General features: G+C 72.2%; 16 protein-coding genes and 1 pseudogene. 13 read left to right on the forward strand and 4 right to left on the reverse strand.

Annotated elements, in window-relative coordinates; translation table 11 throughout:
* Window positions 1-28: 28 nt before the first annotated feature.
* Genes OHS33_RS05045 through OHS33_RS05105 form a run of 13 tightly spaced genes read left to right on the forward strand, consistent with a single transcriptional unit; the run spans window position 29 to window position 14,413 of the window.
* A complete protein-coding gene (locus OHS33_RS05045) occupies window positions 29-1,516 on the forward strand; it encodes a right-handed parallel beta-helix repeat-containing protein (RefSeq protein WP_443065416.1) in 1,488 nt (495 codons plus the stop codon).
* 1 nt (window position 1,517) lies between these two features.
* Window positions 1,518-2,756, forward strand: a complete 1,239-nt coding sequence (locus OHS33_RS05050; protein WP_330329163.1) for an O-antigen ligase domain-containing protein — start codon at window positions 1,518-1,520, stop codon at window positions 2,754-2,756.
* Window positions 2,757-2,758: 2 nt separating this feature from the next.
* Complete coding sequence (locus OHS33_RS05055) at window positions 2,759-4,030, forward strand: glycosyltransferase (protein ID WP_330329164.1); 1,272 nt, start codon at window positions 2,759-2,761, stop codon at window positions 4,028-4,030.
* Window positions 4,030-5,274 carry a class I SAM-dependent methyltransferase gene (locus OHS33_RS05060; RefSeq protein ID WP_330329165.1) on the forward strand — a complete coding sequence of 415 codons (1,245 nt, stop codon included), beginning with the start codon at window positions 4,030-4,032 and terminating at the stop codon, window positions 5,272-5,274. Before OHS33_RS05055 ends, OHS33_RS05060 begins: the two co-directional genes overlap by 1 nt.
* Before the next feature lie 4 nt (window positions 5,275-5,278).
* Window positions 5,279-6,076 (forward strand): glucose-1-phosphate cytidylyltransferase, encoded by a 798-nt coding sequence (locus OHS33_RS05065; protein WP_330329166.1) that lies wholly within the window; start codon window positions 5,279-5,281, stop codon window positions 6,074-6,076.
* Window positions 6,073-6,726 (forward strand): PIG-L deacetylase family protein, encoded by a 654-nt coding sequence (locus OHS33_RS05070; RefSeq protein ID WP_330329167.1) that lies wholly within the window; start codon window positions 6,073-6,075, stop codon window positions 6,724-6,726. The genes OHS33_RS05065 and OHS33_RS05070 overlap by 4 nt, the downstream gene beginning before the upstream one ends.
* Window positions 6,727-6,729: 3 nt before the next feature.
* Entirely contained in the window at window positions 6,730-7,755 is a 1,026-nt protein-coding gene (locus OHS33_RS05075; protein ID WP_330329168.1) for an NAD-dependent epimerase/dehydratase family protein, read from the forward strand.
* Window positions 7,752-9,026: a DUF4910 domain-containing protein gene (locus OHS33_RS05080; RefSeq protein WP_443065228.1), complete on the forward strand. Its 1,275-nt coding sequence runs from the start codon at window positions 7,752-7,754 to the stop codon at window positions 9,024-9,026. The genes OHS33_RS05075 and OHS33_RS05080 overlap by 4 nt, the downstream gene beginning before the upstream one ends.
* A 5-nt stretch (window positions 9,027-9,031) precedes the next feature.
* Window positions 9,032-10,339 carry a hypothetical protein gene (locus tag OHS33_RS05085; protein WP_443065229.1) on the forward strand — a complete coding sequence of 436 codons (1,308 nt, stop codon included), beginning with the start codon at window positions 9,032-9,034 and terminating at the stop codon, window positions 10,337-10,339.
* A 7-nt stretch (window positions 10,340-10,346) separates the two neighbouring features.
* Window positions 10,347-11,294, forward strand: a complete 948-nt coding sequence (locus OHS33_RS05090) for a glycosyltransferase family 2 protein (RefSeq protein ID WP_330329170.1) — start codon at window positions 10,347-10,349, stop codon at window positions 11,292-11,294.
* The gene (locus tag OHS33_RS05095) at window positions 11,291-12,532 is read left to right on the forward strand and encodes a polysaccharide pyruvyl transferase family protein (RefSeq protein ID WP_330329171.1); all 1,242 of its coding nucleotides are present in this window, start codon (window positions 11,291-11,293) and stop codon (window positions 12,530-12,532) included. The genes OHS33_RS05090 and OHS33_RS05095 overlap by 4 nt, the downstream gene beginning before the upstream one ends.
* Window positions 12,529-13,080 (forward strand): dTDP-4-dehydrorhamnose 3,5-epimerase family protein, encoded by a 552-nt coding sequence (locus OHS33_RS05100; RefSeq protein ID WP_330329172.1) that lies wholly within the window; start codon window positions 12,529-12,531, stop codon window positions 13,078-13,080. Before OHS33_RS05095 ends, OHS33_RS05100 begins: the two co-directional genes overlap by 4 nt.
* A gap of 7 nt (window positions 13,081-13,087) precedes the next feature.
* Window positions 13,088-14,413, forward strand: a complete 1,326-nt coding sequence (locus OHS33_RS05105; protein WP_330329173.1) for a glutamate-1-semialdehyde 2,1-aminomutase — start codon at window positions 13,088-13,090, stop codon at window positions 14,411-14,413.
* A 7-nt stretch (window positions 14,414-14,420) separates the two neighbouring features.
* Here OHS33_RS05105 and OHS33_RS05110 read toward each other — a convergent pair whose 3' ends face one another.
* The 4 genes and pseudogenes from OHS33_RS05110 to OHS33_RS05125 all read right to left on the reverse strand — a co-directional run.
* The gene (locus OHS33_RS05110; protein ID WP_330334910.1) at window positions 14,421-15,077 is read right to left on the reverse strand and encodes a phosphatase PAP2 family protein; all 657 of its coding nucleotides are present in this window, start codon (window positions 15,075-15,077) and stop codon (window positions 14,421-14,423) included.
* 228 nt (window positions 15,078-15,305) lie between these two features.
* Window positions 15,306-17,051, reverse strand: coding sequence for an acyl-CoA dehydrogenase family protein (locus OHS33_RS05115; RefSeq protein ID WP_330329174.1), 1,746 nt, complete (start codon window positions 17,049-17,051; stop codon window positions 15,306-15,308).
* Between the two features lie 50 nt (window positions 17,052-17,101).
* Window positions 17,102-17,668 carry a PadR family transcriptional regulator gene (locus OHS33_RS05120; protein ID WP_330329175.1) on the reverse strand — a complete coding sequence of 189 codons (567 nt, stop codon included), beginning with the start codon at window positions 17,666-17,668 and terminating at the stop codon, window positions 17,102-17,104.
* Between the two features lie 98 nt (window positions 17,669-17,766).
* Window positions 17,767-18,153: pseudogene (locus OHS33_RS05125) on the reverse strand (response regulator transcription factor); the annotation flags it as partial.
* Window positions 18,154-18,170: the final 17 nt, after the last annotated feature.

Consider the following 18,170-nt stretch of genomic DNA (forward strand, 5'->3'; position numbering starts at 1 on the left):
GATCAAGAGGCGGCACTGGGCGTTGCCGATGGCACCGCTGGGGCTGGTCCTGCTGGTGGCGACCGGGTGCACGAGCGCTCCGGACGCCCCGGCGAAGCCGACCGCTCCGCCCTCCACGTCCGTGGCCCACGTGTGCGCCAAGCCCGCGGCCGGGCCGGCGAAGGCACCGGCGGGCGCGGTGGCGGTGGACCCCGCGGTGGTCGGCGATCTGGCCGCGAAGACCAAGAACAGCCCGCCGAGCACCACGTTCTGGCTTCAACCGGGGACGCACAAGCTCGAATCGGACCGTTTCGCCCAGGTCATCCCCAAGGAGGGGGACAGCTACGTCGGCGCGCCGGGCGCGGTGCTCGACGGCGTGAAGACCAACCAGTACGCCTTCGGCGGCAACGCCCGCAACGTCAGCGTCCGTTATCTGACGGTGCAGGGTTTCGTCGCGCCGCAGAACGAGGGCGTGGTCAACCACGATTCGGCCGACGGGTGGGTGATCGAGCACACGACGATCCAGAACAACTCCGGCGCCGGGCTGATGGCCGGTGCCCGTCAGCGGGTCAGTTCCAGCTGCCTGCGCGGCAACGGACAGTACGGAGTGAACGCCTACAAGGCCGGCGACCCGATCAGCGGCCTGGTGATCGAGGGCAGCGAGATCGCGGGCAACAACACGGACGACTGGGAGCAGAAGCAGCCGGGCTGCGGCTGTACCGGAGGCGTCAAGTTCTGGGCCGTCAACGGAGCCGACATCCGCGGCAACTGGGTGCACGAGAACCACGGGCCCGGGTTGTGGGCGGACACCAACAACAACGACTTCCTCATCGAGGACAACGTGCTGGAGGCCAACGACGGCGCCGCGCTGATCTATGAGACCAGCTACAACGCGGTCATCCGGAAGAACACGATCCGGCGGAACAACTGGGTCGAGGGGCGCAAGAAGGCCGACAGCGGCGACAACTTCCCCTTCGCGACCCTCTATCTGTCCGAGTCCGGCGGCGAACCACGGATCAAGGCCCGCACGGACAAGATCGAGATCGACCGGAACGTGCTGGAGAACAACTGGTCCGGGATCACCCTGTGGGAGAACGCCGACCGGTTCTGCAACAGCCCGGCCAACACCTCCTCCGGTGACTGCACGCTGCTGGTGAAGGACCACGGCAGCTGCGCGCAGCCGGCCATCGCCGCCGCACCGCTCTACGCGGACTGCCGGTGGAAGACCCAGCGGGTGGACATCCACGGCAACCGCTTCGTGCTGGACACCTCCGTCGTCGGGTGCACGGTGAAGTGCGGCCGCATGGGGGTGCTGGCCAACTACGGCACCTATCCGGACTGGTCGCCGTACAAGGGCGAACCGGTGGCCGAGGCGATCACCCAGAAGCAGGAGAACCGCTGGCACGACAACGTCTACCTCGGGCCGTGGAGCTTCGTCGCCCACGACCCGAGCCGGGAGCTGGACTTCGGGCAGTGGCAGGCCGCGCCGTACCAGCAGGACGCGGGCAGCACCTTCCAGCCGCAGTGGGGTGGTTGAGGTGCCCGGCGACACCACCGGCACACCGAAGACCGTGGGGATCGTCTGGGGGCTGCTGATCCTCAACACGCTCGGCTCCGCCGGGGCGAAGACCATCGTCCCGCTGCCCCGCTCCCTCATCCAGATGGCCACCATGGGCTCGCTGGTCGCGGCCTTCGTCCTGGCGCTCGCGCTCAATCTCCGGCTGCGCGTGCGGGCCAGCGCCTTCCTGTTCCTGCTGACCCTGCTGCTGGTGCTGAGCGTGATCTCCAGCGCACACCTGGAGTCGGGGTTCGGCGCCCTGTTCCGCTGCTTCCGGCTGACCCTCTTCGTCGCCTCCCTGTGGCTGCTCAGCCGCTGGTGGGACGGCGAGGTGACCTTCGTACGGCACCACATCCGGATCTACTTCGCGGTGCTCGCCTCGGTGGCCGCGGGCCTGGTCATCTCGCCGGGCGCGGCCATGCCCGATCTGTACGGCGGGCGGCTCGTCGGCGCGCTGTGGCCGCTCACCCCGCCGCAGATCGGGCAGTACGCCGCGGTGATCATCGGGCTCGCCGTGCTGCTCGTACTGGGCCGCCGCACCGACGGGCGCAGCGCGGCGATGGTGATCGTGCCCTCGCTCGTCCTGCTCGCGCTGACCCATACCCGGACGGCCACGCTCGGCCTGCTCATCGGGCTGGTGCTGGCGATCGGCTCGCTGGTCCTGACCAGCGCGGCCGCCCGCCGGTTCTTCGCCTGGGCGGTGCTGTTGTCGGTGGTGGCCGCGGTGGGCTTCAACTCCGCGCTCCAGGCGTGGTTCCTGCGCGGGCAGAGCCAGGAGAACTTCTCCAACCTCACCGGCCGTGCCAAGGTCTGGGACGCCCTGCTGGCGGCCCCCCGGACGGCCACGGAGCAGTTGTTCGGCGCGGGTCTGGGCGACAAGTCGTTCGGCGGGCTGCCGATCGACAACAGCTGGCTGGCCGTCTACAACGAGCAGGGCGTGACCGGCGTCGTCCTCGTGGCGGCGGTCATCATCGTGCTGGGCGGTGTCGCGCTGCTGCGCCCGCCGTCGCTCCAGCGGGCCTGCGCGATCTTCCTGATCAGCTACTGCGCGATCGCGTCGTACACCGAGGCCGGGCTGGGCGACGCCTCTCCGTATCTGCTGCACCTGACCGTGGCCGCCTCGCTGCTGGCGGTTCCCGCCGCGGCCGCTCCCCCGGCTCCGCCCGGAGCGCCCCGGCGCCGCCTGCCCGCATGGGCCCGGACATCGGAGGTGACCTGAGCATGCGCGTACTCGTGGTGCACAACCGCTACGCCTCGGCGCAGCCGAGCGGGGAGAACAACGTCGTCGACCAGGAGGTGGCGCTGCTGCGCGGGGCCGGACACCGGGTCGAGGTGTTCGAGCGGCGCAGCGACGACATCGGCTCCATGTCCCTGCTCGCCAAGGCGGCGCTGCCGCTCCTGGTGCCGTGGAACCCGGCGGTCCGCACGGAACTCGCGAGCCGGCTCCGCGCGGAGCGGCCGGACGTGGTGCACGTCCACAACGTCTTCCCGCTCCTGTCGCCCGCGGTGCTGGCCGCCTGCGCCGACGCCGGTGTGCCCGTCGTCGCCACGCTGCACAACTACACCCAGGTCTGCCCGCCGGGCACGCTCCAGCGGGACGGCCGGCCGTGCACCGAGTGCGTCGGGTCGGCGCCGCTGCCCGCCGTCCGGCACGGCTGCTACCGCGACTCCCGGCTGGCGACGGTACCGCTCGCGGTCAGCCTGTCCGTCAACCGGCGGCGGTGGTGGTCCGGCGTGGACCGGTTCTTCTGCATCTCCGCGGCGCAGCGCGAGGTCCTGGTGCGCTCCGGCATGCCGGCGGAGCGGCTCGCGGTGAAGCACAACTTCGTGCCCGATCCCGGCACGACCCGCACGGGCGACGGCGAGCACCTGCTGTATCTCGGCCGGCTCGCCGAGGCCAAGGGCGTGCGGCTGCTGATGGCAGCGTGGGACGAGCTGGCCGCCGGTGGCGGTGTGGGCGTACCGCTGGTGATCGCGGGGACGGGGCCGCTGGAGCGGGAGGTGACCGCCTGGGCGGCGGGCCGGGACGACGTGCGCTACGTCGGCCTCTACGACCCGGCGCAGTGCCGGGAGGCCGTCGCGCGCTCGGTCGCCGTGGTGGCTCCCTCGACCTGGCTGGAGGCGTTCGGCCTGGTGGTGGTAGAGGCGATGGCGGCGGGGGTCCCGGCGGTCGCCGCCGGTCACGGCGCCTTCGTCGAACTCGTCGAGGACGGGGTGACCGGCCTGCTGCACCGGCCGGGTGAACCGGCCTCGCTCGCGGACTGCCTGCGCCGGATCACGGCCGGGCCGGTCCGGGGCCGGGAGATGGGCCAGGCGGCCCGGCGCCGTTACGAGCAGGGGTTCAGCCCGTCCGTCGGGCTGGAGCGCCTGGTGGAGGGGTACCGCACCGCGATCGCGGTGCGGTCGGGCGGCGGGGACGGTATACCGCCGGCCGGAAAAGCAAACGCTGGCTCGCGGCGGGGTTCCCGCGCGGGCAGGGATGGGGGCCATTGATGACACTATGCCGACTCTGCGGCTCGGCGGCGCTGGGGAGCGTCGTCGATCTGGGGGCGACACCGCCGTGCGAGAGCTTTCTCTCCGCGGACCAACTGGACCGGCCGGAGCAGACGTATCCGCTGCACCTGCGGGTCTGCACCGAGTGCTGGCTGGCGCAGATCCCGCCGCTGATCACGCCGGAGGAGACGTTCACGCAGTACGCGTACTTCTCCTCCTACTCGACGTCCTGGGTGGAGCACGCCCGCACCTTCGTCGCCGACTCCGTGGAGCGCCTCGCGCTCGGCCCCGACGCCTTCGTGGTCGAGGTCGCGAGCAACGACGGTTATCTGCTGCGGCACATGGTGGACCGGGGGATCCGCTGCCTCGGCATCGAGCCGTCGGTGAACGTCGGCGCCGCGGCGCGGGACAAGGGCGTGCCCACGCTCACGGCGTTCCTGGACCCGGCGACGGGCTCGGACGTGCGCGCCGAGCACGGCCCGGCGGACCTGGTCGTGGCGAACAACGTGTACGCGCACATCCCCGACGTGGTCGGGTTCACCCGGGGGCTGCGCGCCCTGGTCGCCGACGACGGCTGGGTCTCCATCGAGGTGCAGCACCTGCTGACCCTGATCGAGGAGAACCAGTACGACACGATCTACCACGAGCACTTCCAGTACTACACGGTGGCGTCCGCGGCCCGGGCGCTCGCCAGCGGCGGACTCGCCCTCGTGGACGTCGAGTTGCTGCCCACGCACGGCGGATCCATCCGGCTGTGGGCCAGGCCCGCCGACGCGGCGGGCGAGCCGAGCCAGCGGGTGGCCGACGTACTGGACCGGGAGAAGGCCGCCGGACTCCAGGAGCTGTCCGGGTACACCGAGTTCTCCGCCCGGGTCGCCAAGGTGCGCCGGGACCTGCTGCGGTTCCTCATCGAGGCGGCCGAGCGCGGCGAGACGGTCGTCGGCTACGGCGCCCCGGGCAAGGGCAACACCCTGCTCAACCACTGCGGCATCCGGCCCGACCTGCTCCCTTACACGGTCGACCGCAACCCCTACAAGCATGGCATGTTCACCCCGGGCACCCGCATCCCGATCCTGGCGCCCGAGCAGATCGCCGCCGACCGGCCCGACTACGTCCTCGTCCTGCCGTGGAACCTGCGGGACGAGCTGGTCGAGCAGCTGTCCTTCGTGCACGCCTGGGGCGGCCGCCTGGTCTTTCCCATACCGGAACTGAGCATCGTCGAGCCCACGTCGGGAAAGAGGTAGGAGCATGAAGGTCGTACTGTTCTGCGGCGGTTACGGACTGCGGATGCGCAGCGGAGCCTCCGACGACGTGCCCAAGCCCATGGCGATGGTCGGCCCGCGGCCGCTGATCTGGCACGTCATGCGCTACTACGCGTCCTTCGGGCACACGGAGTTCATCCTGTGTCTCGGGTACGGGGCCGAGCACATCAAGAACTTCTTCCTCAACTACGAGGAGACCACGTCCAACGACTTCGTACTGCGGGGCGGGCGCACCGAGCTGCTCTCCACCGACATCGCCTCCTGGACGATCACCTTCGTGCAGACCGGCATCGAGTCGCCCATCGGGGAGCGGCTGCGCCGGGTGCGGCCCCACCTGGAGGGCGACGAGATGTTCCTCGCCAACTACGCGGACGTGCTGACCGACGCCCCGCTGCCGGAGATGATCGACCGGTTCTCCCGGCGCGACGCCGGAGCCTCGATGATGGTGGTCCCGCCGCAGTCCTCGTTCCACTGCGTGGACCTGGGCGACGACGGCCTGGTCGGGGGCATCACGGCGGTGAGCGACATGCCGCTGTGGGAGAACGGCGGCTACTTCGTGCTCCGCCAGGAGGTCTTCGACCACATACCGGAGAACGGGGACCTGGTCGCGGACGGATGTGCCCAACTGGCCAAAGAAGGACGGCTGCTGGCGTACCAGCACCGCGGGTTCTGGAAGCCGACCGACACCGTGAAGGAGCGTGCCGCGCTCGACGCCGCCTACGCCGTGGGCGACCGCCCGTGGGCCGTGTGGGAGCGGGACGGCTCGGGGGTGGGGACCTCGTGATACGGCTCGGGGCCGGGCCCCTGGACCGGCTCGTCGCGGTGGGGGCGCACTGCGACGACATCGCCATCGGCGCCGGTGGCACGCTGCTGGCGCTGTGCCGTGCGCGGCCGGGCATCCGTGTCGACGTACTGGTGCTCTCCGGTGGTGGCGGCGAGCGGGAGGACGAGGAGCGGGCCGCGCTCGCCGCCTTCTGCCCGGGCGCCGAACTACACCTGACCGTCCTGAAGTTGCCGGACGGCCGGATGCCGACGCACTGGGACGAGGCCAAGGCCGCGGTCGAGGAGCTGCGCGCGCGGACCGAGCCGGACCTGGTGCTCGCGCCGCGCACCGAGGACGCGCACCAGGACCACCGCGGCCTGGCGAAGCTGGTCACCACCGCGTTCCGCGACCACCTCGTGCTCGGCTACGAGATCGTCAAATGGGACGGCGACCTCGGCCGCCCGGTGGCGTACCAGCCGCTGGCGCCGGAGACCGCCGAGGAGAAGGTGCGGCTGTTGCAGGAGCACTATCCCTCGCAGCGGCACCGGCCCTGGTACGACCGCGAGGCCTTCCTCGGTCTCGCGCGCATCCGCGGCATCGAATGCCACGCCCGCTACGCCGAGGCGTTCGCCGTCACCAAACTCACTCTGAATCTGAATCTGGGGGAATGAACCGTGCGCGTACTGCTGACCGGACACCAGGGCTATCTGGGCACCGTGATGGCCCCGGTGCTCGCGGCCGCGGGGCACGAGGTCGTCGGTCTTGACGCGGGCCTGTTCGCGGACTGCGTCCTCGGCCCGCCGCCCGCGGACCCGCGGGGACACCGGGTGGACCTGCGCGACATCACGGCCGAGCACGTGGCCGGGGTGGACGCCGTGATCCACCTGGCCGCGCTGTCCAACGACCCGCTGGGATCGCTGGCGCCGGACCTCACCTATGACATCAACCACCACGCCTCCGTACGGCTGGCCGAGCTGGCCCGCGACGCCGGAGTGCGGCGCTTCCTGTACGCCTCGACGTGCTCGGTGTACGGCGCCGCGGGCGGGGACGACCTGGTCGCCGAGGACGCCCCGCTGCGCCCGGTGACGCCGTACGCCGAGTCCAAGGTGCGGGTCGAGGACGACCTGCACGCACTGGCCGACGGCGACTTCACCCCGGTGTACATGCGCAACGCCACCGCCTTCGGCTATTCGCCGCGGCTGCGCGCCGACATCGTGCTGAACAACCTGGTGGGCCACGCCCTGCTGTCCGGCGAGGTGCTGGTGCTCTCCGACGGCACCCCCTGGCGCCCGCTGGTGCACGCCGCGGACATCGCGCGGGCCTTCACGGCCGCGCTGACCGCGCCGCGGGAAGCGGTGCACGACCGGGCGTTCAACATCGGCAGCGAGACCAACAACGTCACCGTCGCCGAGATCGCCGAGCAGGTCGCCGAGGCGGTGGACGGCTCGAAGGTGCGGATCACCGGGGAGAACGGCGCCGATCCGCGGTCGTACCGGGTGGACTTCTCCCGGTTCCGCGCCGCGCTGCCCGGCTTCGACTGCGAGTGGACGGTGCGGCGGGGAGCGCTCGAACTCGCCGAGGCCTACCGGAAGTTCGGGCTGACCCGGGAGGACTTCGAGCGGCGCTTCACCCGGCTGGCCGTGCTGCGCGCGGCGTCCGAGGCCGGCACGGTCGACGACACCCTGCGGTGGCGCCGATGACCTCGGTCGGCGCGCGGATGCACGCGCTGGTGGAACGGCTGTACCCGCTGTGCCGGAGCATCACCGGCGACGGGGTGCGCGCCACCCTGGACATCGTCGGCGAGTACCTTCCGCTCCAGGTGCACGAGGTGCCGACCGGGACGCAGGTGCTCGACTGGACGGTGCCGCAGGAGTGGAACATCCGGGACGCGTACATCGCCGACGCCACCGGCAAGCGGGTCGTCGACTTCGCCGCGTCCAGCCTGCACGTGCTCGGCTACAGCGTGCCCGTGTCGGCGACCATGCCCCTGGCCGAGCTGCGCGCACACCTGCACACCCTGCCGGAGCAGCCGACCTGGGTGCCGTACCGCACCAGCTACTACACGCCGGAGTGGGGGTTCTGTCTGGCCCAGGAGACCCTGGACGCGCTGCCGGACGGCGAGTACGAGGTGCGCGTCGACTCCACCCTCTCCGACGGTCACCTCACCTACGCCGAGCACGTGGTGCCCGGTCAGGTCGCCGAGGAGGTGATCGTCTCCTGCCACGTCTGCCACCCGTCGCTGGCCAACGACAACCTGGCGGGCATCGCGGTGGCGACCTTCCTGGCGCTGGCGCTGGCCGAGCGAACCCCGTACTACACCTACCGGTTCATCTACGCGCCCGGCACCATCGGGGCGATCACCTGGCTGGCCCGCAACAAGGAGCGGATCGGCCAGGTCAAGCACGGTCTGGTGCTGGCCTGCGCGGGCGACTCGGGGCAGTTGACGTACAAACAGAGCAGGCGCGGCGACGCGGAGATCGACCGGGTGCTGCGGCACGTGCTCTCCGCCTCCGAACGCCCGCACCGGGTCACGGAGTTCACTCCGTACGGCTACGACGAGCGGCAGTTCTGCTCGCCCGGCTTCGATCTCGGCGTGGGCTCGCTCAGCCGGACCCCGTACGCGGGCTACCCCGAATACCACACCTCGGCGGACAACCCGGACTTCGTCTTCCCCGAGGCGATGGAGGACACCCTCGCCGTCTGCCGCGAGGCGTTCGGCGTGCTCGACCGCAACCGGCGCTACATCAACCTCAGCCCCTACGGGGAACCGCAGTTGGGGCGGCGCGGGCTGTACGACTCGCTCGGCGGCCGCAGCGACGCGAAGCAGGCCCAGATGGCCATGCTCTGGGTGCTCAGCCTCTCCGACGGCGAGCACGGTCTGCTGGACGTCGCCGAGCGGTCCGGGCTGCCGTTCGAGACCGTCGCCGCCGCGGCCGACGCCCTGTGCGGCGCCGGGCTGATCAAGGCATGACGCCGATGACCACAGAGGGGGACGAAGCGACGGTTCCGGAGGCTCCGCCCGGCCCCGCCCGGCGGACGGCCAAGCGGGCCATGGTCGGCCGGCTGTCGTGGGGGCTGGCCGACCAGGCGGCCTCCAGCATCAGCAACTTCGCGGTGGGGATCTACGTCGCACGCTCGCTGGGGGCGACCGCCTTCGGCGTGTTCAGCCTGGCCTGGGTGACCTACGGCGTGGTCCTCAACGTCTCCCGCGGGCTCGCCACCGACCCGCTCGTGGTCCGCTTCAGCGCCGTGCCGGAGGCCTCCTGGCGCGGGGCGGTGGCCCGCTCGTCGGGTACCGCGCTCGGCGTCGGCGGGGCCCTGGGCGCCGTGTGTCTGGCGGTCGGGCTGGGCCTCGGCGGCGGCGTGGGCTCCGCGTTGGCCTGTCTCGGCGTCGTGATGCCGGGGCTGCTGCTGCAGGACGCGTGGCGGTACTCGTTCTTCGCCGCCGGCAGCGGGCAGAAGGCGTTCGCCAACGACCTGGTGTGGGGCGTCGCGCTCGTCCCGGCCATGGTGGTGGCGGCCCGCGTGGGCAGCGTGGCCGCCTTCGTGCTCGCCTGGGGCGGGTCGGCCGCGGTGGCCGCGCTGTACGGCTGCCTGCAGTCCGGCATCCGGCCCCGGATGACCGGAGCCCGCGGGTGGCTGCGCGAGCAGCGCGACCTCGGCTACCGGTACCTGGCCGAGAACGTCGGCCTGAGCGGTGCCTACCAGATCCGGGCGTACGGGCTCGGCGCGCTCGTCGGGGTCACTTCGGTGGGCGCCGTCCGGGGCGCCGAGCTGCTGCTCGGCCCGTTCCTCGCGGTGCTGATGGGGCTGTCGCTGGTCACCGTCGCGGAGGCGGCCCGGGTGCTGCGGCAGGCCTCGCACCGGCTGGGCGGGTTCTGCCTCCTGCTCGGCGGCGGGCAGGCCGGCGCCGCCCTGCTGTGGGGCGCCGCCCTGCTGCTGGTGCCGGACCGGCTCGGCGAGCTGGTGCTCGGCGGTGTCTGGCCCGCCGCCGCGCAGCTCATCGTCCCGGCCACGCTCGGCGTCGCGGGCGCCAGCCTCGGCACCGGCGCGGCGGCCGGGCTGCGCGCGCTCGGCGCGGCCCGGCGCAGCCTGCGCTGCCAGATGTTCGCCTCCGCCTGTTACGCGGGCGGCGGTGTCGGCGGGGCGGTCATCGCGGGCACGGTCGGCTCCTCCTGGGGCGTCGCCGCCGCCACCTTGAGCAGCTCGGCCGTGTGGTGGCAGCAGCTGCGCTCCGCCCTGCGCGAGCACCACGGCACCACGACGACCCGATCCATGAAGTGAGGACGACATGAGCGCCCAACCCAGGCTGAGCATCGGCCTGCCCGTGTACAACGGCGAGGAATATCTGGCCGAGTCGCTCGACGCCCTCCTCGGCCAGACCTACGAGGACTTCGAGCTGGTCATCTCCGACAACGCCTCGGCCGACGGCACCGCGGACATCTGCCGCCGGTACGCCGAGAAGGACTCGCGCATCCGGTACCTCCGTCTGCCCAGGAACATCGGCGCCACGCCGAACCACAACCGCGTGTTCACCGAGTCCCGCGGCGAGCTGTTCAAGTGGGCCTCGCACGACGACCTGTACGGACGGGACCTGCTGCGGCGCTGCGTGGAAGCGCTGGACGAGCGGCCGGAGGTGATCCTCGCCCACACCGACCAGGCGGTCATCGACGGCGACGGCCAGGTGAAGGTCCCGTACGAGTACACGCTCGCCACCGGCTCCCCGCACCCGCCGGAGCGCTTCCGCAGTCTGCTGTTCGAGCCGGGTGGCGACGACTTCTACGGGGTGATGCGCGCCGACGTGCTGCGCCGGGTGAAGCCGCTCGACAGCTACCACCACGCGGACCGCACGTTCGTCGCCGAGATCACCCTGCACGGGGCCTTCCACCAGGTGCCGGAGCTGCTGTACTTCCGCCGCGACCACCCGGGCCGCGCCGAGCGGGCGAATCCGAGCCTGCGGTCGCGGTGCGTCAACCTGGACCCGCGCCGGGCCGGTCCGCTGCACCCGGCGCCCCGGCTGCTCGCCGAGTACGTGGGGGGCTTCGTCTCGGCGGTCCGCCGGGCGCCGCTGTCCTCGGCCGACCGGCGCGCGTGCTACCGCCACCTCGCCGCGTGGATGGCCAGCCGGGTCCGGCCGGGCGCCGGAGAGCGGGTCGAGGACCGCGCCCCGGTCGACCCGGCCCTGCTCACCGTCTCCGTCGACGCCCTCGTGGCCGGCCGTGAGGGGAGGCAGGGATGACGCCCGGGAAGGGAACTCCGGTGCGCGTCGGGGTGTTCGGCCTGCTCGGCTCCGGGAACCTCGGCAACGACGGGTCGCTCGAAGCCGTGCTCGGCTACCTCCGCGCCGCGCACCCGGACGCGGCCGTGGACGCGCTGTGCGGCGGGCCCGAGGCCGTCACCGCCCGGTTCGGGATCCCGGCGACGCGGCTGCACTGGTACCGCGGGGAGTACCGGACCGCCTCGCGGGCCGGCTCGGTCGTGGCGAAGGGGCTGGGCAAGGCCATCGACGCCGTCCGCACCGCTTCCTGGGTGCGCCGGCACGACGTGGTGATCGTGCCGGGCATGGGCGTGCTGGAGGCCACGCTGCCGCTGCGGCCGTGGGGCTTCCCGTACGCGCTGTTCCTGCTCTGCGCGTCCGGCCGGCTGTTCGGCACCCGGGTCGCGCTGGTGAGCGTCGGCGCCGCCGCGATCGGCAACCGGCCGACCCGGGCCCTGGTGCGCTGGTCGGCGCGACTGGCCCACTACCGGTCGTACCGGGACGCCCCGTCCCGCGACGCGATGCGGGCGATGGGCGTGGACACCGCGCGCGACGAGGTCTACCCGGACCTCGCCTTCTCCCTGCCGGCGCTGCCGGGGCGGGGACCCGACGAGGTCCCGGTCCCGCCGGGCCCGGTCTGCGTCGGCGTCATGGCCTTCCACGGCGGCAACGACGACCGCGCCCGGGCCGAGGAGATCCACCGGCGCTACCTCGACGGGACGATCAGGTTCGTCCGTACCCTGGCCGGGGACGGCAGGCCGGTCCGGCTGCTCACCGGTGACGGGGTCGACGTACCGGTGGTCGCCGCGATCCTCGACGCGGTGGACTCGCCGCTGGTCACCGCCGCCGAGACGGCCTCACTGGCCGACCTGATGAAGGAGATGGCGGCGGCCGACACGGTGGTGGCCGTCCGCTACCACAATCTGATCTGCGCGCTGAAGACCGGTACGCCCACGCTCGCGCTCAGCTATGCGGCGAAGAGCGACGCGCTCATGGAGTCGATGGGGCTCGGCGCCTACACCCACCCGGCGCGCGAGGTCGACGCCGACCGGCTGCTCGAACAGTTCAGGTCGCTGGAGCTGCGGTCGGCGGAAGTGCGGCGGACCCTCGCCGAGCGCAACCTCACCGCCGCCCGGCTCGTCGAGCGCCAGTTCACCGCCCTGACCGCGGCCCTCTTCCCGGCGGCCGACCCCACCCACGCCCTGCGGGAGACCCCATGAAGACGACCGAAGTCCCGGCGATCGCGGGCGCGTTCCTGTTCGAGCCGACGCCGTACGCCGACGAACGCGGCTTCTTCTGCCGCACCTTCGACGCCGAGGTGGTCCGCTCGGTGGGCCTCGACCCGGACGCCTTCGTCCAGGACAGCCTGTCCCGTTCGGTCCGGGGGGTGCTGCGCGGCCTGCACCTGCGCTCGGGTGCGGGCGAGGCGAAGCTGGTGCGATGCTCGTACGGGAGGGTCTTCGACGTGGTCGTGGACCTGCGGCCCGATTCGCCGACCTACCTCGGCCGGGCCTTCTTCGACCTGTCCGGCGAGACGCAGGCGACCGTGTACGTCCCGGCGGGGTGCGCGCACGGCTTCCAGACTCTGACCGAGACCGCCGATGTCTCATACCGCATCGACCGCCCGCACGATCCGGCCGAGGACGTGACGATCGCCTTCGATGATCCGGAACTCTCCATACCCTGGCCGCTGCCTGTGGTATCGATGTCGGAGCGGGACCGCAAGGCACCGAGCCTCGCCGAGGTCCTGCGGCAGAAGGAGGGGTGAAGTCAGCTTGACCACCGAAGAGTTCTCCCTGCCCCGGTCGCTGATGGCGAACGAGCGGCTGCACGCCATGGTCCCCGGGGGTGCGCACACCTACGCCAAGGGCGACGACCAGTACCCGGAACACCTGGCCCCGGTCATCAGCCACGGCAGCGGCGCCCACGTGTGGGACGTCGACGGCAACCGCTACGTCGAGTACGGCTCCGGCCTGCGGTCGGTCAGCCTCGGGCACGCCCATCCGCGCGTGCTCGAAGCGGTGCGGGGGGAACTCGGCCGCGGCGGCAACTTCGTCCGGCCGTCCATCCTGGAGGTCGAGGCCGCGGAGTGCTTCCTGGCCACGGTGCCGACCGCCGACATGGTCAAGTTCGCGAAGAACGGCTCCGACGTCACCACCGCCGCGGTGCGCCTCGCCCGCGCCGTCACCGGGCGCGCGCGGGTGGCCATCTGCGGTGACCAGCCGTTCCTCTCCGTCGACGACTGGTTCATCGGCACCACGCCGATGTCCGCCGGGATACCGGCGGCGATCACCGACCTCACCGTGACGTTCCCGTACGGGGACCTGGCGGCCACCGAGGAACTGCTCACCCGGTACGAGGGCGAGGTCGCCTGCCTGATCCTCGAACCCGCCGGCCACGCCGAACCGCCGCCCGGATACCTCGCCGGGCTGCGCGAACTGGCCGACCGGCACGGCTGCGTACTGGTCTTCGATGAGATGATCACCGGTTTCCGCTGGTCCGAGGCGGGGGCCCAGGGCCTGTACGGCGTGGTCCCCGACCTCTCCACCTTCGGCAAGGCGCTGGGCAACGGGTTCGCCGTCTCGGCGCTGGCCGGGCGCCGCGAGCTGATGGAGCGGGGCGGGCTGCGGCACTCCGGCGACCGGGTGTTCCTGCTGTCCACCACGCACGGTGCGGAGACGCACTCGCTGGCCGCCGCCATGGCCGTGCAGCGCACCTATGCCGAGGAGGGCATCACCGCCCGGCTGCACGCGCTCGGCGAGCGGCTGGCCGCCGGTGTCCGCGAGGCCGCGGCCGCCATGGGCGTCGGCGACCACGTCGTCGTCGCGGGCAGGGCCAGCAACCTGGTCTTCGCCACCCTCGACGAGGAGCGGCGGCCGTCGCAGCAGTACCGCACCCTGTTCCTGCGGCGGCTCCTCGCGGGCGGGGTGCTGGCCCCGTCGTTCGTGGTGAGCAGTGCGCTCGACGACGCCGACATCGACCACACCGTCGACGTGGTGGCCCAGGCGTGCGCGGTGTACCGCAAGGCGCTGGACGCCGGTGATCCCGCGCCCTGGCTGGGCGGGCGGCCGGTGAAACCCGTGTTCCGCCGCCGGGTGTGACGGAGCGTCAACTCCGGGCGAGGCGCGTGGAGTCGGCCGTCCGGTCGACCGCCCATCCGGTCGCCGGCACCACCGCCAGCGCGGTGCACCAGCCACCGAGGACATCGGTCGGGTAGTGCGCTCCCAGGGCCACCTGCGCCCAGCCCATGGTGGCCCCGGCGACCAGCCCCGCGAGGAGCACGAGGAGCGTGCCGGCCGTCCGGCCGAGGCCGAACCGGCCGCTCGCGAACAGCGCCAGGGCGAGGGCGAGCGCGGTGAGGAAGGCGGTGTGCCCGCTCGGGTAGGACAGGTAGCCGCCGTGGATGGTGCGTCCCACGACGTGCTTGAGCAGCGTCGTCGTGCCGACGGCCACGGCGACTCCGGCGACGGCGAGCACGGCCGCACGGGGGCGCCGTAGCAGGAGCAGGCCCGTCACCACGGCCCCGACCAGCAGCACCGATCCGGTGGGCTCCCCCAGGAAGTCCATGACCTGGGCGACCTGCCACCAGGGCGGCCGCACACCGTCCACCACCGACTGGATCCGCGCGTCCACCTCGGTGGGGCGGCCGCGGCCCGCGTACGCGAACCCGAGCCCGGTGACCAGCAGCGCGGCGAGGGCCGCGACCAGCCCGAGCCACCCGCGCAGCGGCGGGGGCAGCACCGCGGGCTCCGCCCGGCCGGTCACCGGCCCGCGCCGTCCGGTCGGGCCCTGGCCGGTTGAGTCCTGGCCGGACGGGCCCTGGCCGGACGGGCCCCGCACGAGCGATCCCACAGGCGCCCCCCGCTGTGTCCGGCCGACCCTCCGATGACCACAACTGCCCGGCGGACAACCGCTCTTCCACGGGCATCGGGATCAGCCTCCGCTCGTCACCCTAACCAACAACCGGCCCCGGTCGCTGGATCCCGGGGAAAGCTACGGCGTCATCTCGTACGTCCCGGACAGGGCCTCGACACGGGCCCAGACCCGCGCCGCGCGGTCCTCGTCGACGACCGGGCGGCGTACGGCGCCCAGCGCCCAGGCCTGCTGCGCTTCGGTGGCGGAGTCCTTGCCGTGGAGTTCGACGGCGTGTCCGGAGAAGTCGCGCACGAGGACGGAGAACAGCTCGTCGAGCACGGATGCGTCCAGGTCCGTCAGGCGGGCCTGCTCCAGGATCAGCTGGCCGTAGACCACCAGCGCGAACAGCTGGCCGACGGAGAGCAGGAAGTCCAGGTCGCGGCTCTGCTCCTCGTCGGGGGCGACGGTGGCGACGAACGCGCAGAGGGCGTCGGCCTGTTCGCGGAAGCGGGCGACGTTCGGGGTGTCCGCGTAGGCGTCGTAGGCGGTGCGCCAGTCGTGGAAGCGGACGGAGCCGAGGCCCCGGGCCGGTCCCTGCCGGAAGAGGAAGGCGTCGTCGGCCGCGTCGAGGCGGGTCGGCACGGCGGGGTAGTCGACCGGTTCCAGCAGGTGGTTGCGCATGAACTTGAGGATCAGCGCGAGGTTGACGTGGACGGTGCCTTCGAGCTTGGGCAGGCTCCGGATCTCGACGGCCGCCTCGGCGAAGTAGGTGTCCTTCTCGAAGCCCTTGGCCGCGATGACGTCCCACATCAGGTCGATGACCTTCTCGCCCTCCGTGGTCACCTTCATCTTCGTCATCGGGTTGAAGAGCAGGTACCGGCGGTCGTCGGGGCCGGCCGAGCGGAAGTAGTCGACGGCGCGGTCGCTGAACAGCTTCATGCCGACGAGGCGGACGTAGGCGTCGGCCAGTTCACGGCGCACGTGCGGGAAGGCGGTGACGGGGCGGCCGTAGAGGATGCGGTTCTGGGCGTGGGTGACGGCCTCGTACATCGCGTGTTCGCAGATGCCGATCGAGGCGGTGCAGAGGTTGAACTTGCCGACGTTGACGGTGTTGAGGGCGGCGTCGAAGGCGGCGCGGCCGGTGTGCAGGACGTCGTCCGGGGACACCGGGTAGTCGACGAGGCGGAACTCGCTGACGTACTTGGAGGAGTCGACGACGTTCTGCACCAGCTGGTACGCCGGGTGGCGGCTGTCCGCGGCGAAGAACACGTACCCGTCCGGGCCCTCGACGTCGGCGCGCCGGCCGAAGACGGAGACGAGTCCGGCGGCGTTGCCGTTGCCGATGTAGTACTTGGACCCGCCGGCCAGGAACCCGCCGTTGCCGTCGGGCTCCAGCAGCATGTCGGTGGAGTAGATGTCGGCGCCGTGGGTCCGCTCGGACAGGCCGAAGGCGAACACCTCGCCCTGCGCGAGGAGTTCGGCCGCGCGGTCGCGGGCGGCGGCGTTGTCGCTCTGCCAGACCGGGCCGAGGCCGAGGATGGTGACCTGCCACGCGTACCAGTAGTCGAGGCCGTAGAACCCGAGGATCTCGTTCAGGGCGGCGATCCGCGCGGTGTCCCACCGCCGGTCCTGCTCCCCCGGTTCTCCCTGGCCCTGCGGCCCGGCGGAGGCGGCGGCCGGGGTGAGGAAGGTGGCGAAGAGCCCTTCCTTGGCCGAGAAGGCGAGGAACTCCCCCAGCCAGGCCCGCGACCGGTAGTCCTCGATCAGCTTGCGCTTGCCGCGCGCCTCGAACCAGTCGACGGTGGCGCGCAGCAGCCTGCGGGTCTCGGGGTCGAAGTGCGCGGGATCGTAGGTGCGCGGGTTGAACAGCAGTGAGTCGGCCATGAGTTCACCTTCGGAGGAGGGTTCGGGAGGGCGGGAGGGCGGGCAGGGGTTCAGGCTGAGGGGGGTGTCGTGGAGAGGCGGTGGAGCGTGGCGAGGACGTCGTCCAGCCAGGCGAGCGTCATCCGCTCGTAGGCGATGCCGCCGCGCAGCACGACGTGCTGGAGCTCCTGCCCGGTGTCGAGCGGGGCGGGGGCCTCGGGTCCGGTGAAGTCGCGCAGCTCCCCGGCGAGGTAGTGCGCGAGCCGCTCGCCGTGCACCTGGTGGTGCCGTTCGACCTCGCGGATCAGCGCGGCCGGGTCGTCGAAGGCCGCGCCCCGGATCTTCACGGCGAGGTCGTGGCGCAGGCTCTCGGGTTCGATCGGCTGGTGCAGCCACTGGGAGAGGAGCGCGCGGCCGGGGGCGGCGACGGAGTACTCCTTCTTGTCCGGCCGGGCCTGCTGCGGCACCTCGCGGACGGTGAGCAGTCCGGCCTGCTCCATGCGCCCCACGACCCGGTAGATCTGCTGGTGGGTGGCGGTCCAGAAGTAGCCGATGGACCGGTCGAAGCGCCGGGCGAGGTCGTAGCCGGAGCCCGGCATCTCCAGCAGGGAGACGAGGATCGCGTGATCGAGAGCCATACCCCGATCCTTCTATGCACCTCGTTGCATAGACAAGGGCCGACGCCCCGGTGAGACACGGCTCACCCGGGGCGTCGGCCCGGTTCCCGTTGGTCTCACACCGCCGCGGCGGCCGGGCCGTCGGCGGGCGCGCGGCGGGTGACGGCGCTCAGCCGGGCCATCAGTTCGTCCATGCTGAAGGGCTTGGTGACGTAGTCGTCGGCGCCCGCGTCGAGCGCCTGGATCTTCTCGTGCGAACCGTGGCGGGCGGAGACCACCAGGATCGGCACCTTCGACCACAGGCGCAGCCGCTTGATCACCTCGACCCCGTCCATGTCGGGCAGCCCGAGGTCGAGCACGACCGCGTCCGGGCGGCGGGCCGCCACGGAGTCCAGGGCGGTGGTCCCGTCCCCCGCGCAGTCGACGTCGTAGTTCCGCGCCTTCAGATTGATGACCATCAGCCGCACGAGCCGCGGTTCGTCATCCACCACCAGCACCCGGGGCATCGGCGTGCCGCCTTCCT

The sequence above is a fragment of the Streptomyces sp. NBC_00536 genome, from assembly GCF_036346295.1.
GTDB lineage: Bacteria > Actinomycetota > Actinomycetes > Streptomycetales > Streptomycetaceae > Streptomyces.

Excerpts from the sequence above, each read along its gene's own strand:
- OHS33_RS05045 (WP_443065416.1), top strand. The coding sequence starts at position 29 with ATGGCACCGCTGGGGCTGGTCCTGCTGGTGGCGACCGGGTGCACGAGC.
- OHS33_RS05055 (WP_330329164.1), top strand. The coding sequence starts at position 2,759 with ATGCGCGTACTCGTGGTGCACAACCGCTACGCCTCGGCGCAGCCGAGC.
- OHS33_RS05060 (WP_330329165.1), top strand. The coding sequence starts at position 4,030 with ATGACACTATGCCGACTCTGCGGCTCGGCGGCGCTGGGGAGCGTCGTC.
- OHS33_RS05065 (WP_330329166.1), top strand. The coding sequence starts at position 5,279 with ATGAAGGTCGTACTGTTCTGCGGCGGTTACGGACTGCGGATGCGCAGC.
- OHS33_RS05080 (WP_443065228.1), top strand. The coding sequence starts at position 7,752 with ATGACCTCGGTCGGCGCGCGGATGCACGCGCTGGTGGAACGGCTGTAC.
- OHS33_RS05085 (WP_443065229.1), top strand. The coding sequence starts at position 9,032 with ATGACCACAGAGGGGGACGAAGCGACGGTTCCGGAGGCTCCGCCCGGC.
- OHS33_RS05090 (WP_330329170.1), top strand. The coding sequence starts at position 10,347 with ATGAGCGCCCAACCCAGGCTGAGCATCGGCCTGCCCGTGTACAACGGC.
- OHS33_RS05095 (WP_330329171.1), top strand. The coding sequence starts at position 11,291 with ATGACGCCCGGGAAGGGAACTCCGGTGCGCGTCGGGGTGTTCGGCCTG.
- OHS33_RS05100 (WP_330329172.1), top strand. The coding sequence starts at position 12,529 with ATGAAGACGACCGAAGTCCCGGCGATCGCGGGCGCGTTCCTGTTCGAG.
- OHS33_RS05115 (WP_330329174.1), bottom strand. The coding sequence starts at position 17,051 with ATGGCCGACTCACTGCTGTTCAACCCGCGCACCTACGATCCCGCGCAC.
- OHS33_RS05120 (WP_330329175.1), bottom strand. The coding sequence starts at position 17,668 with ATGGCTCTCGATCACGCGATCCTCGTCTCCCTGCTGGAGATGCCGGGC.